Consider the following 21883-nt stretch of genomic DNA (forward strand, 5'->3'; position numbering starts at 1 on the left):
CTATCAAACACCACAAACCAATGTGGGAGCGGGCTTGCCCGCGATTGCGGTGGGTCAGCGACATAGATGTCGACTGATTAGCCGCTATCGCGGGCAAGCCCGCTCCCACACTGTTTTGTGGCGTACTTTGGATCAGACCAGGATCGAGGTCCCGGTCATCTCCTTCGGCTGTTCCAACCCCATCAGCTTGAGCATGGTCGGCGCCACATCCGCCAGCACGCCACCTTCACGCACTTTCAGGTCACGTTTGCCGACGTAGATGAACGGCACCGGTTCGGTGGTGTGCGCGGTGTGCGCCTGGCCGGTGGATTCGTCGGACATCTGTTCGCAGTTGCCGTGGTCGGCGGTGATCAGCGCTTCGCCGCCGACTTTTTCCAGCGCGTCGACGATGCGGCCAACACATTTATCCAGGCATTCCACGGCCTTGACCGCCGCTTCCAGGTTGCCGCTGTGGCCAACCATGTCGCCGTTGGCGTAGTTGACGACGATCACGTCATAACGCTGGTGATCAATGGCGTCGACGATCTTGTCGGTGACTTCCGGTGCGCTCATTTCCGGCTGCAAGTCGTAGGTAGCGACTTTTGGCGACGGGATCAGGATGCGCTCTTCGCCGGGGAACGGCTCCTCGCGGCCACCGGAGAAGAAGAACGTCACGTGGGCGTATTTCTCGGTTTCGGCGATGCGCAGTTGGGTCTTGCCGTTCTTGGCCAGGTAGTCGCCCAGCACGTTCTCCAGGCTGCCCGGGGCGAACGCCGACGGGGCCGGGATGTTGGCGGCGTATTGGGTGAGCATGACGAACTCGACCTTCGGCTGGCGCGCGCGCTCGAAGTCCTTGAAGCCTTCATCGACGAACACATGGCTCAGTTCACGGGCGCGGTCGGCGCGGAAGTTCATGAACACCACGGCGTCGCCGTCTTCGACTTTCACCGGCTCGCCGATGGTGGTGGCTTTGACGAATTCATCGCTTTCGCCACGGGCGTAGGCCGCTTCCAGGCCTTCCTGGGCGGTGGCCGCGTTGAATTCGGCCTGGCCGTCTACTATCAGGTTGTAGGCCTGGGCGACACGGTCCCAGCGGTTGTCGCGGTCCATGGCGAAGTAACGGCCCACCAGGCTGGCGATACGGCCCTTGCCCAGGGCGGCGAAGGTGGTATCCAGCAGTTCGATGGAGGATTGCGCGCTTTTAGGCGGCGTGTCGCGGCCGTCGAGGAAGGCGTGCAGATAGATTTTGTCAGCGCCGCGCTTGAACGCCAGTTCGGCCATGGCGACCAAGTGATCCTGATGGCTGTGTACGCCGCCGTCCGACAACAGGCCCATGAAGTGCACGGCCTTGCTGGCGGCAACGGCTTTATCGACCGCCGCGCAGATGGTCGGGTTTTCGAAGAACTCGCCATCGCGGATCGCCTTGGTGACACGAGTGAAGTCCTGGTACACCACTCGTCCGGCACCGAGGTTCATGTGGCCGACTTCCGAGTTGCCCATCTGGCCGTCCGGCAGGCCCACGTCCATGCCGGAACCTGAGATCAGGCCGTTGGGCACGGTGGCGGTCAGGCGGTCCAGTACCGGCTTGTTGGCCGAGTACACTGCGTTGTCGTGGTGGCTTTCACTGTGTCCGAAGCCATCGAGAATTATCAGGACCAAAGGTTTAGGCGTGGTAGTCATAGATCCTCTCGCGGCGCTAATAAAGGAAGACAATTGAAAAGGGAGTGGCAGTTTAAAGCGAAGTTCCAACCACGTCACCGCTTTACGGGGGTTGGCCCCCCCTGGCGGCTGTGTATACTTACCGCCATTTTAACGCCCTGGAACCTCCTTGATGGTTGATCACCTGATTGCATTTGCCACTGCCCACTACCTGCTTGTGGGCGCCTTCGTCATCCTGCTGGCGCTGCTGATCGCTCACGAACTGAGCCGCGGTGGTCGCAGCCTGAGCACGTCGGAGCTGACCGCGCTGGTCAACAAGGATGAGGCCGTCGTCGTCGATATTCGCCCGGCCAAGGATTATGCCGCCGGCCATATCGTTGGCGCCCTGAACATTCCCCAGGACAAGCTGATTGCGCGTCTGGGCGAACTGGAAAAGCACAAGGCCAAGACCATCATCCTGGTCGATGCCCAGGGCCAGCACTCCGGCACCCACGCCCGTGAGATGCTCAAGTCCGGCTTCACCGCCGCCAAGCTGTCGGGTGGTATCAGCAGCTGGCGTGGCGATAACCTGCCGTTGGTGAAGTGATATGAGCCAGGTTGTCGTGTATTCCAGCGATTGGTGCCCTTACTGCATGCGGGCCAAGGCCTTGCTTGAGAAAAAGGGTGTTGCCTTTGAAGAGATCAAGGTCGATGGCAAGCCCCAGGTGCGCGCCGAAATGGCCCAGAAGGCTGGCCGCACGTCGGTCCCGCAGATCTGGATCGGCACCCGGCATATCGGTGGTTGCGACGACCTGTTCGCTCTGGAGCGCGCCGGTAAACTTGATGCGCTGCTGTCCGCCTGACGTCTAAACCCTTAAGAACCCAAGATAAAGAAGGATCTGCGATGACTGATCAACAGAACACCGAAGCAGCAGAAGCTCAAGGCCCACAGTTTTCGCTGCAGCGGATCTACGTGCGTGACCTGTCGTTCGAAGCGCCAAAAAGCCCGGCCATCTTCCGTCAGGAGTGGACCCCAAGCGTTGCGCTGGACCTGAACACCCGTCAGAAATCCCTGGAAGGTGACTTCCACGAAGTCGTGCTGACCCTGTCGGTCACCGTCAAGAATGGTGAAGAAGTCGCTTTCATCGCTGAAGTGCAACAGGCCGGTATCTTCCTGATCCAAGGCCTGGACGAAGCGTCCATGAGCCACACCCTGGGTGCGTTCTGCCCGAACATCCTGTTCCCGTATGCCCGTGAGACCCTGGACAGCCTGGTCACCCGTGGTTCGTTCCCGGCCCTGATGCTGGCCCCGGTGAACTTCGATGCCCTGTACGCCCAAGAGCTGCAGCGCATGCAACAGGAAGGCGCGCCAACCGTTCAGTAATTTGCTGAGCGATGCCGTTCTAAAATGTGGGAGCGGGCTTGTGTGGGAGCTGGCTTGCCTGCGATAGCATCACTGCGGTGTGACTGACACACCGAGGTGCCTGCATCGCGGGCAAGCCCGGCTCCCACACAAGTCCGCTCCCACATTTGTTATGCGGTGTTATTTAAAACCCAGTTGGCGCCAGCCTTCATAGACGGCAACGGCTACGGTGTTCGACAGGTTCAGGCTGCGGCAGCCTTCACGCATCGGTAAGCGCAGGCGATGGCCATCGGGCAATGCGTCAAGCACCTCGGCCGGCAGGCCTCGGCTCTCCGGGCCGAACAGGAACGCGTCGCCCTCGGCAAAGCTGGCATCATGAAACGGCCGCGAGCCCTTGGTGGTGAACGCGAACAGCCGTGGGTGGCCCAGGCTCTCCAGGCAACTGGCGAGGTCGGCATGGCGCTTGAGGGTGGCGTACTCGTGGTAGTCCAGCCCGGCACGGCGCAGGCGCTTGTCGTCCATGTCAAAGCCCAACGGCTCGATCAAATGCAGGTGGCAGCCACTGTTGGCGCACAGCCTGATAACGTTGCCGGTATTCGGCGGAATTTCTGGTTGAAAAAGGATGACGTGAAACATGCACGGCTCCGAAGGCAAAGATGCGCTGCATTCTACCCCCGAAGACGACCCGAGACCGAAGCTATTGCCGAGGGTGTTGGGCTCATTGGCGATTGTCGGCTTGATGATTGGCTTGATGATCGGTCGCTTGACCACCCCCGAGCCGCTGGAGCTGCAACAGGTAGAACCTGCGGCGGATGGTTTGGTGGTGTGGTTCAACGACGAACCCAAGCTGCACGGCGAGCATATCGACGGCACCGTGGCGTTGCTGTTTGACGCCCAGGGAAAGGCTGCAAGCGGGCAGCTCAAGGTCAATGACAAGGACGTGAATTGGCGCATACGCAAGACCGACGCTGGCCTGCTGCTGAACCTGGTGGCGGCTCGGCCGTTGCGTGGGGAGTGGAGCGGTGCAGAGGTCGATGGCCGCTGGCGGCTGGAGATCCATCTCCAAGAGCAATAAAAGAGGGAGTTCCCGGCCTGCCTGTACCAGGGCTCCCAAAACGGGGTGAAGCCCAAGGCTTCGGTGTTAAAGAGGGGATTCTCGGCCTGCCTGTACCAAGGTCCCCGAAGCTGGGTAGTACTGGGGTTGTTGCAGGGGGCGTGCCAAAACTTGCAATTGCTGCTGGAAAAAAATGCCAAAAAGCGCAAAGCCCCGGAATACGGGGCTTTGTTTGTTTCTGCTACCAAGAAATTTGTAGCGAAAGCGATATGTGAGTTTTCTGGTCTGTGCTCAATGCCGGTTCATTGTGCATTGAAGCGGTGCACAGTCTGCAGGCATTGCACAAAACCAATGTGGGAGCTGGCTTGCCTGCGATGAGGGCGTGTCAGCCCTATACAGGGTGACTGACACACCGTCATCGCGGGCAAGCCCGGCTCCCACACTGGGCCTTCAGCGGTCTTGGGGTTCAGGCCTCATCACCCTCATCATCATCCCCACCATCCACCTTCATCCCCAATTCCTTGATCTTGCGCGTCAGGGTATTGCGCCCCCAACCCAGCAGCACGGCCGCATCGCGACGACGGCCGGCAGTGTGCTTCAGGGCAGTCTCGATCATGATCCGCTCGAACGCTGGCACGGCGCTGTCCAGCAGGTTCGACTGGCCGCGTGCCAAGGCCTGGTCCGCCCATTGGCGCAGCGCCTGTTCCCAGTTGGTCACGGGAGCCGAGTCCTGCGGCAGGCTCAGCAGCTCCGGCGGCAGGTCGCTGATGTGCACTTCACGCCCGGAGGCCATCACGGTGATCCAGCGGCAGGTGTTCTCCAGCTGGCGCACGTTGCCGGGCCACGGCAGGTTCTTGAGGTATTCCTCGGTCTCGCTTTTGAGCAGCTTGGGCTCGACGGCCAGCTCCAGGGCGGCGCGGCTGAGGAAGTGGCGGGCGAGGGTGGGGATATCTTCGCGACGGTCTGACATGCGCGGGATGTGGATGCGGATCACGTTGAGGCGGTGGAACAAGTCCTCACGGAATTTACCCGCATGCACCAGTGTTTCCAGGTTCTGGTGGGTGGCCGCGATGATGCGCACATCCACCTTGACCGGCGTATGCCCGCCCACACGGTAGAACTCGCCGTCAGCCAGCACGCGTAGCAAGCGAGTCTGGGTATCGGCCGGCATGTCGCCGATTTCATCGAGAAACAGTGTGCCGCCGTCCGCCTGTTCAAAGCGTCCGCGACGCAGGTTGGCCGCGCCGGTGAATGCGCCTTTCTCATGGCCGAACAGTTCGGACTCCATCAGGTCCTTGGGGATCGCCGCCATGTTCAGCGCGATAAACGGCGAGGCCGCGCGTGGGCTGTGGCGGTGCAGGGCATGGGCCACCAGCTCTTTACCGGTCCCCGATTCGCCGTTGATCAGCACGGTGATGTTGGAATGGCTCAAGCGCCCGATGGCGCGAAACACTTCCTGCATCGCCGGCGCTTCCCCGATGATTTCCGGGGTACGGGTCAGGGTCGGCGGCGCTTCCTGGTTCTGTTGTTCCTGGGCGTGCTGGTTGGCGCGCTTGACCAGCGCCACCGCTTCATCCACATCGAATGGCTTGGGCAGGTATTCAAAGGCGCCGCCCTGATAGGACGCGACAGCGCTGTCCAGGTCCGAGTGGGCAGTCATGATGATCACCGGCAGGCGCGGGTGCTGCTCGCGAATGCGCGCCAGCAAGTCCAGGCCACTGGCGCCAGGCATGCGGATATCGGAAATGATCACGTCCGGCTGCTGGCGTGCCAGGCGGCTCATCACCCCGTCGGCGCTGTCGAAGCTCTGGGTAGTCATGCCTTCCTGTTGCAAGGCTTTCTCGAGGACCCAGCGGATAGAACGGTCGTCATCGACGATCCAGACAGTTTCACTACGGCTCATGTCGTGGGGGCTCCTTGTTCCAATGGCAGGAAGATCGAGAACGTGGTGTGGCCAGGGTGGCTCTCACATTCGATCAGGCCCTGATGCTGGCTGATGATGTTCTGGGTGATGGCCAGGCCCAGCCCGGTACCGTCCGGGCGGCCGCTGACCATGGGAAAGAAGATGGTTTCCTGCAGCTCCGCAGGAATGCCGGGGCCGTTGTCGATGATCTCGACCTTGGTCACCAGGCGGTGGCGCACATGGCCGATGGTGAACTGGCGCAGGGCGCGGGTGCGCAGGCTGATGCGGCCCAGGCGTAGCTCATTCTGGCTGCTGATGGCCTGCATGGCGTTGCGCACGATGTTGAGCACCGCCTGGATCATCTGCTCGCGGTCGATCAACACGTCGGGAATACTTGGGTCGTAGTCGCGCACCAAGGTGATGCAGCCTTGGCTTTCGGCCTCGACCAATTGGCAGACCCGCTCCAGCACCTCATGCACGTTGGTCATCGCCAAGGACGGCAGCTTGTTGGAGCCGAGCATGCGGTCCACCAGGTTACGCAGACGGTCGGCTTCTTCGATGATGACGTTGGTGTAGTCCTTGAGGTGCTCGTCCGGCAGCTCACGGGACAACAACTGTGCCGCGCCGCGAATGCCGCCCAACGGGTTCTTGATCTCGTGGGCGAGGCCGCGCACCAGCATCTTGCTGGTTTCCTGCTTGGACAACTGCGCTTCCTCCTTGGTGATGCGCAGCAGGCGGTCGCGGGGGTGAACTTCGAGCAGCAGCAGGGTCGCGCCATTACTCAGGATCGGGGTCACGGCGTAGTCGACGGTCAACGTTTGTCCGGTGAGCGCGGTGAGCATCGCTTCGCGCTTGGTGAACGGGTGTGCCTGCTCCACGGCCTGGCGCAACGAGCTCAAGGCTTCGGCCGACTCGGTGAACAATTCGCTGATGAACTGCCCATGGCTGCGCTGGCCGCTGATCGCCAGGAGCATCTCCGCCGCCGGGTTCATGTACTCAAGGCGCAGGTCGGCATTGAGCAGGATGGTCGCGGTGGTCAGGTTGTCGAGTAACAAACGGTGCAGTGCATCGCTGATGGTCATCGGGACCTCTTTTGGAGCAAGGCGCGGGCTTGAGGCACACGCTGATACAAGGAAAATGCAAAAACCAAACCAAGGCTCCGAAAAGAAGCGCTAATGCCCTGAAATAAGGGGTTTAGGCGCGAAACTGTGGCGTTCTGCCAGCCTCAACGGGAAGTTTCGAACCAAAATGGGCTGGGCCATTGAGAAGGGTGCAGGCTATCGCACCAATATAGTGCGGTTTTGTGAAGGTTGTTCAGCAACTGAAGATTTAAGGCAAATCGTAGTCAGCGTGGGAGCTGGCTTGCCTGCGATAGCGGTGGCGCATTCAACACCGCTATCGCAGGCAAGCCAGCTGCACACATTTTTAATTGGGTTTGCAGTCACTCGCCTTTGTAGATGCAGAGCTCGGCGGTGGCGCGGATCATCGCCAGTTGGCGCAGCGGATCATTCAGCGGTTCGTGCACGGCCTCGGCCAGCCATTGGGGGCATTTAGGGTCTGTGCGCAAGGGCGTGAAGTCAGCCAGCTGCTGCAGCAGCCTTTTTTGCAGCTCGTCCAATTGCGGGCGGATCTGCTGGACCAAGTCCGGGCGCGGGTCGTCGGGAGCTTTGCCCTGGAACTGCCAATCGGACAGGTGGGTGTATTGCACCAGTTTATTGGCTTCGATCTGTGCGGCGAAAAACTGCTCGGCAGCGGCCGGGTCCAGCTTGTAGCTCGGCGCCTGGGCAGTGACGCTGGCGATCACCTCTTGCTCGCGCTTCTTGTCCTCCACGGGCTTGTGGCTGTCCCACTTGCTCAGTGCTACCTGGTCGGCAATCTCCAGGCGTTCGGCGATGCTGTTGAGCAGGGGTTCCAGCGTAGGCGGCGCTGCGCTCGCACTGGCACTGATGAACAGCAGGGCAAATACAAGTCGATATCTCAAAGGTGATCTCCTGTGGGAGCGGGCTTGCCCGCGATGGCGGTGTGTCAGTGATACAGCAGGTGGCCGGCAGTGCGCTATCGCAGTCAAGCCAGCTCCCACACTTTGATTGGGTTTGCAGAGCTGGCGTAGCGTAACGCCCAGGCAAAAAAAAGACCTCCCGAAGGAGGTCTTTCTCATCACGCTGCCTCAAGCAGCGCTACCGGATCAGCAGCTGTAGTACAGCTCGTATTCCAGTGGGTGTACGAAGGTGCGTACTTTGATTTCTTCTTCGCTTTTCAGGGCGATGTAAGCGTCGATGAAGTCGTCGCTGAAAACGCCGCCTTTGGTCAGGAACGCACGGCCCTTGTCCAGCTCTTCCAGGGCTTCTTTCAGGCTGCCGCACACTTGTGGGATCTCTTTGGCCTCTTCAGGCGGCAGGTCGTACAAGTTTTTGTCGGCGGCGTCGCCAGGGTGGATCTTGTTCTGGATACCGTCCAGGCCGGCCATCATCAGGGCGGCGAAGGCCAGGTAAGGGTTGGCAGCCGGGTCTGGGAAGCGCGCTTCGATACGGCGGCCTTTAGGGCTGTTGACGTAAGGAATACGGATCGAGGCGGAGCGGTTGCGTGCCGAGTAGGCCAGCATCACCGGCGCTTCAAAACCTGGGACCAGACGCTTGTAGGAGTTGGTCGACGGGTTGGTGAAGCCGTTCAGGGCCTTGCCGTGCTTGATGATGCCGCCGATGAAGTACAGAGCGGTGTCGGACAGGCCGGCATAGCCTTCGCCGGCGAAGGTGTTCTTGCCGTCTTTGGAAATCGATACGTGAACGTGCATGCCCGAGCCGTTATCGCCGTACAGCGGCTTAGGCATGAAGGTAGCGGTGCGGCCATAGGCATCGGCAACGTTGTGCACGCAGTATTTCAGGGTTTGAACTTCGTCAGCCTTCTTCACCAGCGTGTTGAATTTCACGCCGATTTCGTTCTGGCCGGCAGTCGCCACTTCGTGGTGGTGAACTTCAACGGTCTGGCCCATTTCTTCCAGTGCGTTGCACATGGAGGTACGGATTTCATGGTCGAAGTCGAACGGTGGTACTGGGAAGTAACCGCCTTTCACGCCTGGACGGTGGCCTTTGTTGCCGCCTTCCACGTCCTGGTCGGACATCCACGAGCCTTGCTCGGAGAAAATCTTGAACATGGAGCCGGAGATGTCGGACTTGAACTTCACCGAGTCGAAGATGAAGAACTCTGGCTCAGGGCCGAAGAATGCGGTGTCGCCGATACCGGTGGACTTCAGGTATTCCTCGGCACGGTGGGCGATGGCGCGTGGGTCGCGGTCATAGCCTTGCATGGTCGAAGGTTCGATGATGTCGCACACCAGGATCAGGGTCGGCTCTTCGGTGAAGGGGTCGAGTACGGCGGTGCTGTCGTCTGGCAGCAGGATCATGTCGGAGGCTTCGATGCCTTTCCAGCCGGCGATGGAGGAACCGTCGAACATCTTGCCGACCTCGAAGAAGTCATCTTCCAGCGCATCGCGAGCCGGCATGGTCACGTGGTGCTGAGTGCCTTTTGTGTCCGTGAAGCGCAGATCAATCCATTTAACGTCATGATCTTTGATGAGTTGAACCGACTTCGACATGGTGTCCTCCGGGTGGCTTCGGGCTTGGGTAGTGGAGTTAGCCCTTAGAATTTGGGTGATGCCGGCGCGGATACTCCGCCAAGGCAACCTGCCTCACAAGAGAGCAAATTGCATGCCAGTGCGCCAACATGGCCGTTTTGCCTCAAAATAGCCCCTATAACGGTGCAATCGGCAAAAACGGCATAAATCGCGCACTGCAATGTAGCGTTTATTTGTGCAAATGACCCGTTTTGGTGCATTGCGTATGCAATGCATATTAACTGGTTAAACCTTGAGCGATTTCCGCTATAATCCGCGCCCCCCTTTTTCAGCAGGCCCGGCGCGCGCTGTTTCCATGAAATTAATCGTTAAAGTCTTCCCCGAGATCACCATCAAAAGCCGACCGGTACGGACGCGTTTCATCCGTCAGTTGGCCAAGAACATCCGTGCCGTGCTCCGTGACCTGGACCCGGCTGTGGTGGTGAACGGCGTGTGGGACAACCTCGAGCTGGAAACCCGCATTACCGACGCCAAAGCCTTGAAGGACATGACCGAGCGCCTGAGCTGCATGCCGGGCATCGCGCATTTCCTGCAGGTGGATGAGTACCCGCTGGGCGACTTCGACGACATCACCGAAAAGTGCAAGCAGCACTACGGCAGTGCGCTTGAAGGCAAGATTTTTTCGGTGCGTTGCAAGCGTGCCGGCAAGCACCCGTTCAGCTCCATGGATGTCGAGAAATACGTCGGCAGCAAGCTGCGTCGTGAGTGCGGTGCCGCTGGAATTTCCTTGAAAGCGCCACAAATTGAAGTGCGCATGGAAATTCGCGACCAACGGTTGTTCGTGATCCACAGCCAGCACAACAGCATCGGCGGCTACCCGCTGGGTGCCCTGGAACAGACTCTGGTATTGATGTCCGGCGGTTTCGATTCCACGGTGGCGGCTTACCAGATCATGCGTCGCGGCCTGATGAGCCACTTCTGCTTCTTCAACCTGGGCGGGCGTGCACATGAATTGGGCGTGATGGAAGTCGCGCACTTTATCTGGAAGAAATACGGCAGCTCCCAACGCGTGCTATTTGTAAGCGTACCGTTCGAGGAAGTGCTGGGCGAAATTCTCGGCAAAGTCGATAACAGTCATATGGGCGTAGTATTGAAGCGTATGATGTTGCGCGCTGCGTCCCGAATCGCCGATCAATTGCAGATCGACGCCCTGGTGACCGGCGAAGCGATTTCCCAGGTTTCCAGCCAGACGCTGCCTAACCTGTCGATCATTGACTGCGTGACCGAGAAGCTGGTGCTACGCCCGCTGATCGCCAGCCATAAGCAGGACATCATCGACCTGGCAGAGCAAATCGGCACCGCCGACTTTGCCAAGCATATGCCTGAATACTGCGGGGTCATTTCGGTGAACCCCAAGACCCACGCCAAGCGTCACCGCGTGGAGCATGAAGAAAAAGAATTCGACATGGCGATTCTGGAGCGTGCGCTCGAGAACGCCAAGCTGGTGCCAATCGATCGAGTGATCGACGAATTGGGCCAGGATGTGCAGATCGAAGAAGTCAGCGAAGCCCTGGCGGGCCAGATCGTCGTCGACATCCGTCATCCGGATGCCGCCGAAGACGAGCCGCTGGAAATCGCTGGCATCGACGTGCAAACGCTGCCGTTCTACGCACTGAACGCGCGTTTCAAGGAACTGGATAACAGCCGTCAGTACCTGTTGTATTGCGACAAAGGCGTGATGAGTCGCCTGCATGCCCACCATTTGCTCAGTGAGGGGCATGCCAATGTGCGCGTTTATCGACCGAGCTAAGAGCCCGGGGCTGTTTGCCTGTGGCCTGCGTCACCGGCCCCCCGACTCTGCCGTCAAGCTGTAACGGCAAGGCCTGACTCTACTGTTAATCGCTGCCACGACCTGTCAGCACACCGAATCCTCTGATCGAGATACACAAGTGATCGAAAATCTACGTAACATCGCCATCATTGCTCACGTTGACCATGGTAAAACCACCCTGGTAGACAAACTCCTGCGTCAATCCGGCACCCTGGAGCGCAACGAGCTCAACGACGAGCGCGTGATGGACTCCAACGACCAGGAAAAAGAGCGCGGTATTACCATCCTGGCAAAAAACACCGCTATCAACTGGAACGGCTACCACATCAACATCGTGGATACCCCGGGCCACGCCGACTTCGGCGGCGAAGTAGAACGCGTAATGTCGATGGTTGACTCCGTTCTGCTGCTGGTTGACGCTCAAGACGGCCCTATGCCGCAAACCCGTTTCGTGACCAAGAAGGCTTTCGAAGCCGGCCTGCGTCCGATCGTGTGCATCAACAAGGTTGACCGTCCAGGCGCGCGTCCGGACTGGGTTCTGGACCAGATCTTCGATCTGTTCGACAACCTGGGTGCCACCGAAGAACAGCTGGACTTCCAGGTCATCTACGCCTCGGCCCTGAACGGTATTGCTGGTCTTGACCACACCGACATGGCTGAAGACATGACTCCGCTGTACCAGTCGATCGTCGACAACGTACCAGCACCGAAAGTCGACCGTGAAGGCCCGTTCCAGATGCAAATCTCGGCACTGGACTACAACAGCTTCCTGGGTGTTATCGGCGTTGGCCGTATCGCTCGTGGTAGCGTCAAGCCGAACACCCCGGTTGTCGCTATCGGCGCCGACGGCAAGAAGCGCAACGGTCGTATCCTGAAGCTGATGGGTCACCACGGCCTGCACCGCATCGACGTTGAAGAAGCTTTCGCTGGCGACATCGTATGCGTGAGCGGTATGGACTCGCTGTTCATCTCCGACACCCTGTGCCAGCCGGACAACGTCGAGGCGATGAAGCCTCTGACCGTTGACGAGCCAACCGTTTCCATGACCTTCCAGGTAAACGACTCGCCTTTCTGCGGTAAAGAAGGCAAGTTCGTGACCTCCCGTAACATCAAGGAGCGTCTGGACAAGGAGCTGCTGTACAACGTTGCTCTGCGCGTTGAAGAAGGCGACTCGGCTGACAAGTTCAAGGTCTCCGGCCGTGGTGAGCTGCACCTCTCGGTACTGATCGAAACCATGCGTCGCGAAGGCTTCGAAATGGGTGTTGGTCGTCCGGAAGTGATCATCCGTCAAGTTGACGGCGTGAAGCAGGAACCGTTCGAAAACGTCACCATCGACACCCCTGAAGAATCCCAGGGCAAGGTCATGGAAGAGATGGGCCTGCGTAAGGGCGACCTGACCAACATGGTGCCGGATGGCAAAGGCCGTGTGCGTCTGGAATACAACATCCCTGCTCGTGGTCTGATCGGTTTCCGTAACCAGTTCCTGACCCTGACCAACGGTGCTGGCATCCTGACCTCGATCTTCGATCGCTACGACACCATGAAGTCCGGCGACATGTCCGGCCGTCAGAACGGTGTTCTGGTATCGGTAGAAACCGGCAAGGCGCTGACCTACTCCCTGGAAACCCTCCAGGCGCGTGGCAAGCTGTTCGTTGAACACGGTCAAGAGATCTACAACGGCCAGATCGTTGGTCTGAACAGCCGTGACAACGACATGGGCGTCAACCCAACCAAAGGCAAGAAGCTCGACAACATGCGTGCTTCGGGCAAAGACGAAACCATCGCTCTGGTTCCACCTGTTCGCTTCACCCTGGAACAGGCCCTGGAATTCATCCAGGACGACGAGCTGTGCGAAGTCACGCCTAAGTCGATCCGCCTGCGTAAGAAGATCCTGGACGAAGGCGAGCGTACCCGCGCTGCCAAGAAAGCCAAGAACTGAGTTAACTCAGGCTGAATGAAAAACGCCCCCGGTCGAAAGGCCGGGGGCGTTTTTTTATGCCTGCAGGTTTTGTGGTGACTGTGCCGGCCTCATCGCGGGCAAGCCCGGCTCCCACATTTTGGATCTGTGAATACATTCAAATGTGGGAGCTGGCTTGCCTGCGATGAGGCCCTTGAGGGCACTACAAAATCCGGATCAGAACTTGTCGAGGGTCTTGAAGTTAGTTTCGCGCACCACTTCCTTGGGCTTATACGCGCAATACCCCGGCCGCGGCCCGATTTTCGGGTGGTTACGGCACGTATCCGGGCGCTTGTCATAAATAGTGCAAAAGCGCGTCTTACGATCCAGGTACAGGCAGTCGTTGTTGCTCATGCGCTGCAGGGTAAAAATTTCGGACTTGTTGTTGTACCGCTCGACGATGCCTTCTTTCTGCAAACGCTTGGCGATGTTCTTCGGCGGATCGCCGCGCTCGAACTCATCGACGATGCCAATGCGGATCAGGTCCTTGATCTTCACCTCCACCGGCAGCGTGCAGCAGCTGGACACGCAGCCGCCGCACATATGGGCGGAATATTTCTGCCAGGTCTCTAGACGGTCGAGTTCCGCGGCGGCGATCAGTTGAGGCTTCATCAAGGTTCCAAGGTGGGGCGTTATCCGGGCGCGCGATCATACCGGGATTGGTGGTTTTTTGAACAATATTTTGCAGCTTTCAGCTCAAAGGTTTAGCCACGGTCTGATCGGGCACGACCCCTGCATCAAATTCAGCCCATGGCCAATGAGTTAAAAAACTGCCGAACCAGCACGTCTACCGTCTGTCAGACCGACTAGGCTCTAGCAACTCCTTCAATCTCGCCCGAGGTCGCACCGATGTCTCAGGAACCGCTTGCACGAGAAGCAGAGGTAGCCGCATTCCGCGATGCTGTCTTGACCAAACTCACCTACGCGGTGGGCAAGGACCCGGATCACGCCTTCGACCATGACTGGTTCGAAGCCATTGCCCTGGCCGCCCGCGACCAGATGGTCGATCACTGGATGGACCACACGCGGCGTATTTATCGCAAAGGCCAGAAGCGCGTTTATTACCTCTCTCTGGAATTTCTCATTGGCCGGTTGCTCTACGACAGCCTGAGCAACCTGGGTGTGCTGGAGATCGCTCGCGAAGCGCTGTCGGAGCTGGGCGTGGATCTGGAGCGCATCCGCCTGCTGGAGCCCGACGCGGCGCTCGGCAACGGTGGCCTTGGTCGGTTGGCGGCGTGCTTTATGGAAAGCATGTCGACCTTGGGGATTGCCGGTCACGGCTATGGCATCCGTTATGAGCACGGCTTGTTTCGCCAGGCCATTGTTGACGGCTGGCAGCAGGAACAGACCGAACGCTGGCTGGATTTCGGTAACCCTTGGGAATTCGAGCGCGCCGAAGTGATTTACCCGATCGGCTTTGGCGGCAGCGTCGAAACTGTCGCGGACGCCTCCGGCAAGATGATCCAGGTGTGGTCACCCAGCGAAACCGTACGTGCTGTTGCCTATGACACGCCTGTCGTCGGTTGGCGCGGCGCCAGCGTCAACACCCTGCGCCTCTGGCGTGCGCGGGCTGTAGAAGACCTGCACTTGGAGCGCTTCAACGCCGGTGACCATTTGGGCGCCGTCGCCGAAGTGGCCCGTGCCGAAAGCATCTCCCGAGTGCTTTACCCGGCCGACAGCACCGAAGCAGGGCAGGAACTGCGCCTGCGCCAGGAATATTTCTTCGTCTCCGCGTCCCTGCAGGATTTGCTGCGCCGCCACAAGAACATGCACGGTTCGGTGCTCAGCCTGGGCGAGCACGCCGCCATCCAGCTCAACGACACCCACCCGTCCATCGCCGTGGCCGAGTTGATGCGCCAACTGGTCGACCTGCACGATGTACCGTGGGAAGCCGCGTGGGATGTCACCGTCGAGACCCTTTCGTACACCAACCACACCTTGCTGCCCGAGGCCCTGGAAACCTGGCCTGTCGGTTTGATGGAGCGCATGCTGCCGCGGCACATGCAGATCATCTACCTGATCAACGCCCAGCACATCGACTCGCTGCGTGCCAAAGGCATCCACGACTTTGATGTCTTGCGCGCTGTGTCGCTGATCGAAGAAGACAACGGCCGTCGCGTGCGCATGGGCAACCTGGCATTCCTGGGCTCCCATAGCGTCAACGGCGTGTCCGGTTTGCATACCCAGCTAATGCGCAGCACGGTGTTCTCTGAACTGCACAAGCTCTACCCCGAGCGCATCAACAACAAAACCAACGGCATTACCTTCCGTCGCTGGTTGTACCAGGCCAACCCCAAGTTGACCGATATGCTGGTGGAAGCCCTGGGCCCGGATATTCTGGACCAGCCCGAGCAGCGTCTTATCGAGTTGGAACCCTTTGCCGAGAAACCGGCCTTCCGCAAAGCGTTCGCTGAACAGCGCCTGCACAGCAAGCGCGCACTGGCGCAGATCATCCATGAGCGCCTGGGCATTGCGATCAACCCGGCGGCGATGTTCGACGTGCAGGTCAAGCGCATCCATGAATACAAGCGCCAACTGCTCAACCTGCTGCACACCGTGGCGCTGTACCAGGCGATCCGTGCCGAGCCGGGCATCGATTGGGTGCCGCGGGTGAAGATCTTCGCCGGTAAGGCAGCGGCCAGTTATCACCAGGCCAAGCTGATCATCAAGCTGACCAACGACATCGCCCGCACCGTCAACAATGACCCGACCGTGCGCGGTTTGCTCAAGGTGGTGTTCCTGCCCAACTACAATGTCAGCCTGGCGGAAAGCATCATTCCGGCAGCGGATTTGTCGGAGCAGATTTCCACGGCCGGCTTTGAGGCGTCGGGTACCAGCAACATGAAGTTCGGCCTCAACGGTGCGCTGACCATCGGCACCATGGACGGCGCCAACGTGGAGATGCACGAGCGGGTCGGCGCCGAGCACATGTTTATCTTTGGCCTCAGCGCCCAGCAGGTAGAAGCCCGCAAGCACGCCGGCGAGTTCAGCGCCGGGCCGGACATCGCCGCGTCCCATCGCTTGAACGACGTGCTGCAAGCGATCCGTGGCGGGGTATTTTCGCCGGATGACCCGGGCCGCTATGTGGGCCTGATCGATGGGCTGATCGACTACGACCGCTTCCTGGTGTGTGCCGACTTTGACGCCTACTGGGACGCCCAGGCGCGGGTCGAGGCGCATTGGCACGACTCCAAGGCCTGGTGGCGCTCGGCCGTGCTCAACACAGCGCGCATGGGCTGGTTCAGCTCGGACCGCACCATCCGCGAATACGCCACAGAGATCTGGAAAGCCCTCGACTGACCGCCGCGTTTAAAAATGTGGGAGGGGGCTTGCCCCGATAGCGGTTGATCAGTCACTCATGCATTGACTGAATGACCGCAATCGGGGGCAAGCCCCCTCCCACATCAAGCCTGGTCGTGAACTCTATTGGCGTTAAATCCTCTGATTAGAGGAAATCAGCCCCGACTCGCGCTAAACTGCGCGGGTTTTTAGCCCCCCATTCTCCGGAGCCGTCCATGTCCCGCGTTACCTTGAGTCGCTATTTGATCGAGCAGACCCGCAGCAACAACACGCCTGCCGATCTGCGCTTCCTTATCGAAGTGGTGGCGCGTGCTTGCAAGGAAATCAGCCACGCCGTTTCCAAAGGCGCACTGGGCGGTGTCCTGGGCAGCATGGGCACTGAAAACGTGCAGGGCGAAGTGCAGAAGAAACTGGACGTTCTGTCCAACGAAATCCTGCTCGAAGCCAACGAATGGGGCGGCCACCTGGCCGGCATGGCGTCCGAAGAAATGGACAATGCCTACCAGATCCCAGGCAAATACCCGAAAGGCGCATACCTGCTGGTATTCGACCCACTGGACGGTTCGTCCAACATCGACATCAACGCACCGGTCGGCACCATCTTCTCGGTACTGCGTTGCCCCAACGAATACCTGAGCCAGAACGAAGCCCTGAACGAAAAGGCCTTCCTGCAACCAGGCACCGAGCAGGTTGCTGCCGGCTATGCGATCTACGGCCCACAGACCATGCTGGTGCTGACCCTGGGCGACGGCGTCAAAGGCTTCACCCTGGACCGTGAAATGGGCAGCTTCGTGCTGACCCACGAAGACATTTCGATTCCTGCCTCTACCCAGGAATTTGCCATCAACATGTCCAACCAGCGCCACTGGGAAGAACCGGTGAAGCGCTACGTCAACGAGCTGATGGAAGGCGAAGAAGGCCCGCTGAAGAAGAACTTCAACATGCGCTGGGTAGCCGCGATGGTTGCCGACGTACACCGCATCCTGACCCGTGGTGGCCTGTTCATGTATCCGCGCGACAGCCGCGAGCCGTCCAAGCCGGGCAAACTGCGCCTGATGTACGAAGCCAACCCGATGTCGTTCCTGGTTGAACAGGCAGGCGGTGCGTCTACCGACGGCCACCAGCGCATCCTCGACATTCAGCCTGAAGGCCTGCACCAGCGTGTGGCGGTGTTCCTGGGTTCGAAGGAAGAAGTTGAGCGCGTGACGGCCTATCACAAGAAGTAAGCCGTAACGAGCGGTGAGCCGCTGTATTGTGAGATGGATCACCGTTAAAGAAGCCCCGAAACGTTTCAGCGTTTTCGGGGCTTTTTTGTTTTCGCTCGTCGGGAACCAGACACCCCTTTTCCCTTCTAAGCTTCTGGCAGATACCCCAGCTGCTTTGTCTCTCCAGGAGCTTTTCCATGTCTATACGCCGTCTCGCCCTGCTGGCTTTTTGCGTGCTCTTAGCCGCTTGCAGCAAGGTCACCCAAGAAAACTACCAAAAGCTCTCAGCCGGCATGGCCAAAGCCGAGGTGGAGTCGTTGCTGGGCAAGCCAACCGATTGTTCCGGCGCACTGGGCATGTCCAGCTGCACCTGGGGCGATAAAAACAGCTTTATCAGCGTGCAGTACGCCGGTGACAAAGTTCTGATGTTTTCCGGGCAAGGCCTGAAGTAAACCGGGGCGCGAGCCTGCGGGAGAAGAAGAATGATGCGTTTTGTTTTGTTCCTTTGCGCCAGCCTGTTTTTGGCGGGCTGCGCCAGCCATTCTGGCGATGATCTGCAACCCAAGACTGCGAGCAACGTCAACCTCAAGCGTTACCAGGGCACTTGGTATGAGTTGGCCCGGTTGCCGATGTACTTCCAGCGCAACTGTGCGCAATCCGAAGCCCGCTATACCTTGCTGCCTGATGGTGACATGTCGGTTTTCAACCGCTGCCTGACGCCTGAGTGGAAGTGGCAAGAGGCCAAAGGCACGGCTACGCCGCAGGTACCAGGCAAGACCGACAAGCTGTGGGTGGAATTCAATAACTGGTTTACATCACTGTTGCCGGGCGTTGCCAAGGGCGACTACTGGGTGCTGTATGTCAGCGATGACTACAAGACCGCCATCGTCGGTAGCCCGAGCCGTCGTTATATGTGGATCCTGTCGCGCACGCCGACGGTGAGTGCCGATACCCGCGAAGACCTGCTGAGCAGGGCGCGACAGCAAGGCTATGACACCACGCGGTTGATCTGGCGTACGTCGGATAAGCAGATGGCGAAGACGTCTCAGTAATTTGCAGCCCCCCCATCAAATGTGGGAGCTGGCTTGCCTGCGATAGCATCAACCCGGTGTAACTGAAGTACCGAGGTGTCTGTATCGCAGGCAAGCCAGCTCCCACAGTTGTTATGGGTTGGTCGTCAGTTCAGCAAGTCCTTCAGGACCTGGGTGAATGCCCGGCTGCTGTCTTCTTCGCCAGCATGATGCCCATCTCGCACCACCCATTTGCCATTGACCAGTACATCGCGTACTTGCCGATCACCACCGGCAAATAGCCAGCGGTTGAGAATTCCATCCTCACTGGCCGTCGCCAAGTACGGGTCGCTACCGTCCAGCACTATCCAGTCCGCACGCTGGCCCACTTGCAGTCGACCAATCGGCTGGCCCAGCGCTTGTGCGCCACCGTCCAGCGCAGCATCGAACAGCGTGCGACCCACCATCGGTTGGTCACTGCGATACAACCGATTACGCCGTTGATCGCGCAGGCGCTGGCCGTATTCCAGCCAACGCAATTCTTCCACCACGCTCAGTGACACATGGCTGTCGGAACCGATGCCCATGCGGCCGCCCTGAGCGAGGAAGTCCACCGCCGGAAAAATCCCATCGCCCAGGTTGGCCTCTGTGGTCAGGCACAAACCGGCAATCGCTCGGCTGTTGGCCATGCGGGTGACTTCGTCGGCATCGGCATGGGTGGCATGCACCAGGCACCAGCGATCATCCACCTGGACATTGTCATACAGCCACTGCAACGGGCGCTTACCGCTCCAGGCCAGGCAGTCGTCGACTTCTTTTTGCTGTTCGGCGATGTGGATATGCACCGGGCAGTTTTTGTCACTGGCGCCCAGCACGGTATGGATTTGTTCGGGGGTTACGGCGCGCAGGGAGTGGAAGCACAGGCCCAGTTGCTGCGCCGGTTGTGCCGCCAGAATGGGCTGCAGGCGTGCTTGCAGGTCCAGGTAGTTTTCAGTGCTATTGATAAAACGTCGCTGGCCTTCATTCGGCGCTTGGCCACCAAAGCCCGCGTGGGTGTAGAGCACCGGCAGCAAGGTCAGGCCGATCCCGCTGCTGGCGGCCGCCTGGCTGATCTGGCGGGACAGTTCCGTACGGTCGGCATAGGGCTGGCCGCTGAGATCGTGGTGCACGTAATGGAACTCGGCCACCGAGGTGTAGCCGGCCTTGAGCATTTCGATATACAGCTGGCGGGCGATGACCTGCAACTGCTCGGGGTTGATCTTGCCGACCATGCGGTACATCAAGTCGCGCCAGGTCCAGAAACTGTCATTGGGGTTGCCGGCCACTTCGGCCAAGCCCGCCATGGCGCGCTGGAAGGCATGGGAATGCAGGTTCGGCATGCCCGCCAACACCGGGCCCCTGAGCCGTTCCGCGCCTTCTGCACTGGCATTGGGCTCAACCTTTGTCAGCAGGCCATCGCTGCTGACTTCAAGACGTACATCGTTGGCCCATCCATTAGGCAGCAGTGCGCGTTCGGCAAAGAAAGCGGACATGATCAAGGCACCCCGGTCGTGTGTTTATTTGTATATACATATACAGACGTTTGCCTGCTCGGTAAACTCCGGCAATCTATGCATCTTTTTCCCCTGCAAGGATTCCCTGTGCCGACTCCGCCCGCCAACTCTTCGCTGGCTGCCCACATGGACGAAAGTCCGGCGCCCTTGTATGCCCGCGTCAAACAGATGATCAGCCAGCAGATCCTCAACGGCAACTGGCCGCCCCATTACCGCGTGCCGTCGGAAAGCGAGCTGGTCAGCGAGTTGGGCTTCAGCCGCATGACTATCAACCGCGCCCTGCGCGAGCTGACCGCCGAAGGCTTGTTGGTGCGTATGCAAGGCGTGGGTACCTTCGTGGCCGAGCCCAAGAGCCAGTCGGCGCTGTTTGAAGTGCACAACATCGCCGATGAAATCGCTTCCCGCGGGCATCGGCACACTTGCCAGGTCATCACCCTGGGCGAAGAAGCTGCTGGTTCCGAGCGCGCCGTCGCCTTGGAAATGCGCGAAGGCGGGCGGGTGTTCCACTCGTTGATCGTGCATTACGAGAACGACATTCCCGTGCAAATCGAAGACCGTTTCGTCAACGCCCTGGTCGCGCCGCTATACCTACAGCAGGACTTCACCCAGCAAACCCCGTATGCCTATTTGAACCAGGTCGCTCCGTTGACTGAGGGTGAGCATGTGGTTGAGGCGATTCTCGCCGATGCCGCCGAGTGCAAGTTGTTGCAGATCGAGCCGAGCGAGCCGTGCCTGTTGATTCGCCGACGCACCTGGTCGGGTCGTCAACCGGTGACTGCGGCGCGGTTGATCCACCCCGGCTCCCGTCACAGCCTCGAAGGACGCTTCAGTAAATGAGTGAGATCAACGTCTGGCGCGCCGCCGACTACGTGCGCATGCCGTGGAAGAACGGCGGCGGCAGTACCGAAGAAATCAGTCGCGACGCCGGCACCGGCCTGGATGGATTTGGCTGGCGTTTGTCGATTGCCGATATCGCCGAGTCGGGTGGGTTTTCCACCTTCGCCGGTTACCAGCGCGTGATTACGGTGATCAAAGGCGCCGGCATGGTGCTGACCGTAGACGGTGAGGAGCAGCGCGGGTTGTTGCCGTTGCAGCCGTTCGCGTTCAAGGGCGAAAGCCAGGTGTCATGCCGTTTGATCACCGGGCCGATTCGCGACTTCAACCTGATCTACTCGCCACAGCGTTACCACGCACGGTTGCAGTGGGTGGATGGCGTGCAGCAGTTTTTCAGTACCGCGCAGACGGTGCTGGTGTTCAGCGTGGCGGACGAGGTGAAGGTGCTGGGTGAAAAGCTCGGCCACCACGATTGCCTGCAAGTGGACGGTAACACTGAACTGCTGGAAATATCGGTCACAGGCCGCTGCTGCATCATCGAACTGACCGCACTCGGTTAAAAACTGTGGGAGCTGGCTTGCCTGCGATAGCGGTGTATCAGCCTAGGATGTGCTGACTGACACACTGCTATCGCAGGCAAGCCAGCTCCCACATTTGTTTCTGCATTGTTCACAAAATCTGTTTC

Annotated in this window: 20 protein-coding genes; 12 read left to right on the forward strand and 8 right to left on the reverse strand. The window is 59.4% G+C overall.

All coding sequences use genetic code 11. The features are described from left to right. Nucleotides 1-132 precede the first annotated feature (132 nt). The gene (gene gpmI, locus CLM72_RS01660) at nt 133-1659 is read right to left on the reverse strand and encodes a 2,3-bisphosphoglycerate-independent phosphoglycerate mutase (protein WP_105225444.1); all 1527 of its coding nucleotides are present in this window, start codon (nt 1657-1659) and stop codon (nt 133-135) included. A 151-nt stretch (nt 1660-1810) separates the two neighbouring features. Here gpmI and CLM72_RS01665 point away from each other — a divergent pair, with 151 nt between their 5' ends. Genes CLM72_RS01665 through secB form a run of 3 tightly spaced genes read left to right on the forward strand, consistent with a single transcriptional unit; the run spans nt 1811 to nt 3001 of the window. Then, nucleotides 1811-2224, forward strand: a complete 414-nt coding sequence (locus tag CLM72_RS01665; RefSeq protein ID WP_032901811.1) for a rhodanese-like domain-containing protein — start codon at nt 1811-1813, stop codon at nt 2222-2224. A 1-nt stretch (nt 2225) separates the two neighbouring features. Beyond that, nucleotides 2226-2480, forward strand: a complete 255-nt coding sequence (gene grxC / locus CLM72_RS01670) for a glutaredoxin 3 (protein WP_003171118.1) — start codon at nt 2226-2228, stop codon at nt 2478-2480. Nucleotides 2481-2521: 41 nt separating this feature from the next. Then, nucleotides 2522-3001 carry a protein-export chaperone SecB gene (gene secB, locus CLM72_RS01675; protein WP_032894017.1) on the forward strand — a complete coding sequence of 160 codons (480 nt, stop codon included), beginning with the start codon at nt 2522-2524 and terminating at the stop codon, nt 2999-3001. Nucleotides 3002-3160: 159 nt separating this feature from the next. On the opposite strand, the gene CLM72_RS01680 is transcribed toward secB, so the two are convergent. Further along, a complete protein-coding gene (locus CLM72_RS01680; protein WP_003171120.1) occupies nt 3161-3616 on the reverse strand; it encodes a tRNA (cytidine(34)-2'-O)-methyltransferase in 456 nt (151 codons plus the stop codon). On the opposite strand from CLM72_RS01680, the gene CLM72_RS01685 reads away from it, so the two are divergent. Then, complete coding sequence (locus CLM72_RS01685; RefSeq protein WP_019819992.1) at nt 3615-4055, forward strand: hypothetical protein; 441 nt, start codon at nt 3615-3617, stop codon at nt 4053-4055. The two genes, CLM72_RS01680 and CLM72_RS01685, sit on opposite strands and share 2 nt — an antisense overlap. A 445-nt stretch (nt 4056-4500) precedes the next feature. On the opposite strand, the gene ntrC is transcribed toward CLM72_RS01685, so the two are convergent. The 4 genes from ntrC to glnA all read right to left on the reverse strand — a co-directional run bounded on the left by ntrC (nt 4501) and on the right by glnA (nt 9529). Next, on the reverse strand, nt 4501-5937 hold the full coding sequence (ntrC, locus tag CLM72_RS01700) for a nitrogen regulation protein NR(I) (protein WP_003187806.1): 1437 nt from the start codon (nt 5935-5937) through the stop codon (nt 4501-4503). Further along, a complete protein-coding gene (gene glnL / locus CLM72_RS01705) occupies nt 5934-7019 on the reverse strand; it encodes a nitrogen regulation protein NR(II) (protein ID WP_014716523.1) in 1086 nt (361 codons plus the stop codon). The genes ntrC and glnL overlap by 4 nt, the downstream gene beginning before the upstream one ends. A gap of 359 nt (nt 7020-7378) precedes the next feature. Beyond that, a complete protein-coding gene (locus tag CLM72_RS01710; RefSeq protein ID WP_105225446.1) occupies nt 7379-7918 on the reverse strand; it encodes a chorismate mutase in 540 nt (179 codons plus the stop codon). Between the two features lie 204 nt (nt 7919-8122). Further along, on the reverse strand, nt 8123-9529 hold the full coding sequence (gene glnA / locus CLM72_RS01715) for a type I glutamate--ammonia ligase (RefSeq protein WP_003187811.1): 1407 nt from the start codon (nt 9527-9529) through the stop codon (nt 8123-8125). Nucleotides 9530-9863: 334 nt separating this feature from the next. Here glnA and thiI point away from each other — a divergent pair, with 334 nt between their 5' ends. Together thiI and typA are read left to right on the forward strand one after the other, a co-directional pair. Continuing rightward, the gene (thiI, locus tag CLM72_RS01725) at nt 9864-11318 is read left to right on the forward strand and encodes a tRNA uracil 4-sulfurtransferase ThiI (RefSeq protein ID WP_034125541.1); all 1455 of its coding nucleotides are present in this window, start codon (nt 9864-9866) and stop codon (nt 11316-11318) included. Nucleotides 11319-11457: 139 nt separating this feature from the next. Beyond that, complete coding sequence (typA, locus tag CLM72_RS01730; protein ID WP_014716526.1) at nt 11458-13278, forward strand: translational GTPase TypA; 1821 nt, start codon at nt 11458-11460, stop codon at nt 13276-13278. A 195-nt stretch (nt 13279-13473) separates the two neighbouring features. Here typA and CLM72_RS01735 read toward each other — a convergent pair whose 3' ends face one another. Next, nucleotides 13474-13908 (reverse strand): YkgJ family cysteine cluster protein, encoded by a 435-nt coding sequence (locus CLM72_RS01735; protein ID WP_003187815.1) that lies wholly within the window; start codon nt 13906-13908, stop codon nt 13474-13476. Between the two features lie 237 nt (nt 13909-14145). Here CLM72_RS01735 and CLM72_RS01740 point away from each other — a divergent pair, with 237 nt between their 5' ends. From CLM72_RS01740 to CLM72_RS01755, 4 genes are all read left to right on the forward strand, one after another. After that, nucleotides 14146-16596 (forward strand): glycogen/starch/alpha-glucan phosphorylase, encoded by a 2451-nt coding sequence (locus CLM72_RS01740; RefSeq protein WP_105225447.1) that lies wholly within the window; start codon nt 14146-14148, stop codon nt 16594-16596. A gap of 215 nt (nt 16597-16811) precedes the next feature. Continuing rightward, nucleotides 16812-17822: a class 1 fructose-bisphosphatase gene (locus tag CLM72_RS01745; RefSeq protein ID WP_003187818.1), complete on the forward strand. Its 1011-nt coding sequence runs from the start codon at nt 16812-16814 to the stop codon at nt 17820-17822. A gap of 176 nt (nt 17823-17998) precedes the next feature. Then, nucleotides 17999-18253 (forward strand): hypothetical protein, encoded by a 255-nt coding sequence (locus CLM72_RS01750; protein WP_003187823.1) that lies wholly within the window; start codon nt 17999-18001, stop codon nt 18251-18253. Nucleotides 18254-18283: 30 nt separating this feature from the next. Then, complete coding sequence (locus tag CLM72_RS01755) at nt 18284-18853, forward strand: lipocalin family protein (protein WP_034117302.1); 570 nt, start codon at nt 18284-18286, stop codon at nt 18851-18853. A gap of 125 nt (nt 18854-18978) precedes the next feature. Here CLM72_RS01755 and CLM72_RS01765 read toward each other — a convergent pair whose 3' ends face one another. Continuing rightward, complete coding sequence (locus tag CLM72_RS01765; RefSeq protein ID WP_105225448.1) at nt 18979-20343, reverse strand: formimidoylglutamate deiminase; 1365 nt, start codon at nt 20341-20343, stop codon at nt 18979-18981. A gap of 147 nt (nt 20344-20490) precedes the next feature. Here CLM72_RS01765 and hutC point away from each other — a divergent pair, with 147 nt between their 5' ends. Further along, a complete protein-coding gene (gene hutC, locus CLM72_RS01770; RefSeq protein WP_232917554.1) occupies nt 20491-21201 on the forward strand; it encodes a histidine utilization repressor in 711 nt (236 codons plus the stop codon). Then, nucleotides 21198-21758 carry a HutD family protein gene (locus CLM72_RS01775; RefSeq protein ID WP_105225450.1) on the forward strand — a complete coding sequence of 187 codons (561 nt, stop codon included), beginning with the start codon at nt 21198-21200 and terminating at the stop codon, nt 21756-21758. The genes hutC and CLM72_RS01775 overlap by 4 nt, the downstream gene beginning before the upstream one ends. Nucleotides 21759-21883 lie beyond the last annotated feature (125 nt).

It is taken from the genome of Pseudomonas sp. MYb193, from assembly GCF_002966775.1.
Classification (GTDB): Bacteria; Pseudomonadota; Gammaproteobacteria; order Pseudomonadales; family Pseudomonadaceae; genus Aquipseudomonas; species Aquipseudomonas paracarnis.

Coding starts and splice junctions, on each gene's coding strand:
- gpmI (WP_105225444.1), bottom strand. CDS start 1,659: ATGACTACCACGCCTAAACCTTTGGTCCTGATAATTCTCGATGGCTTC.
- CLM72_RS01665 (WP_032901811.1), top strand. CDS start 1,811: ATGGTTGATCACCTGATTGCATTTGCCACTGCCCACTACCTGCTTGTG.
- grxC (WP_003171118.1), top strand. CDS start 2,226: ATGAGCCAGGTTGTCGTGTATTCCAGCGATTGGTGCCCTTACTGCATG.
- secB (WP_032894017.1), top strand. CDS start 2,522: ATGACTGATCAACAGAACACCGAAGCAGCAGAAGCTCAAGGCCCACAG.
- CLM72_RS01685 (WP_019819992.1), top strand. CDS start 3,615: ATGCACGGCTCCGAAGGCAAAGATGCGCTGCATTCTACCCCCGAAGAC.
- CLM72_RS01680 (WP_003171120.1), bottom strand. CDS start 3,616: ATGTTTCACGTCATCCTTTTTCAACCAGAAATTCCGCCGAATACCGGC.
- ntrC (WP_003187806.1), bottom strand. CDS start 5,937: ATGAGCCGTAGTGAAACTGTCTGGATCGTCGATGACGACCGTTCTATC.
- glnL (WP_014716523.1), bottom strand. CDS start 7,019: ATGACCATCAGCGATGCACTGCACCGTTTGTTACTCGACAACCTGACC.
- glnA (WP_003187811.1), bottom strand. CDS start 9,529: ATGTCGAAGTCGGTTCAACTCATCAAAGATCATGACGTTAAATGGATT.
- thiI (WP_034125541.1), top strand. CDS start 9,864: ATGAAATTAATCGTTAAAGTCTTCCCCGAGATCACCATCAAAAGCCGA.
- CLM72_RS01735 (WP_003187815.1), bottom strand. CDS start 13,908: ATGAAGCCTCAACTGATCGCCGCCGCGGAACTCGACCGTCTAGAGACC.
- CLM72_RS01740 (WP_105225447.1), top strand. CDS start 14,146: ATGTCTCAGGAACCGCTTGCACGAGAAGCAGAGGTAGCCGCATTCCGC.
- CLM72_RS01745 (WP_003187818.1), top strand. CDS start 16,812: ATGTCCCGCGTTACCTTGAGTCGCTATTTGATCGAGCAGACCCGCAGC.
- CLM72_RS01750 (WP_003187823.1), top strand. CDS start 17,999: ATGTCTATACGCCGTCTCGCCCTGCTGGCTTTTTGCGTGCTCTTAGCC.
- CLM72_RS01755 (WP_034117302.1), top strand. CDS start 18,284: ATGATGCGTTTTGTTTTGTTCCTTTGCGCCAGCCTGTTTTTGGCGGGC.
- CLM72_RS01765 (WP_105225448.1), bottom strand. CDS start 20,343: ATGTCCGCTTTCTTTGCCGAACGCGCACTGCTGCCTAATGGATGGGCC.
- hutC (WP_232917554.1), top strand. CDS start 20,491: ATGGACGAAAGTCCGGCGCCCTTGTATGCCCGCGTCAAACAGATGATC.
- CLM72_RS01775 (WP_105225450.1), top strand. CDS start 21,198: ATGAGTGAGATCAACGTCTGGCGCGCCGCCGACTACGTGCGCATGCCG.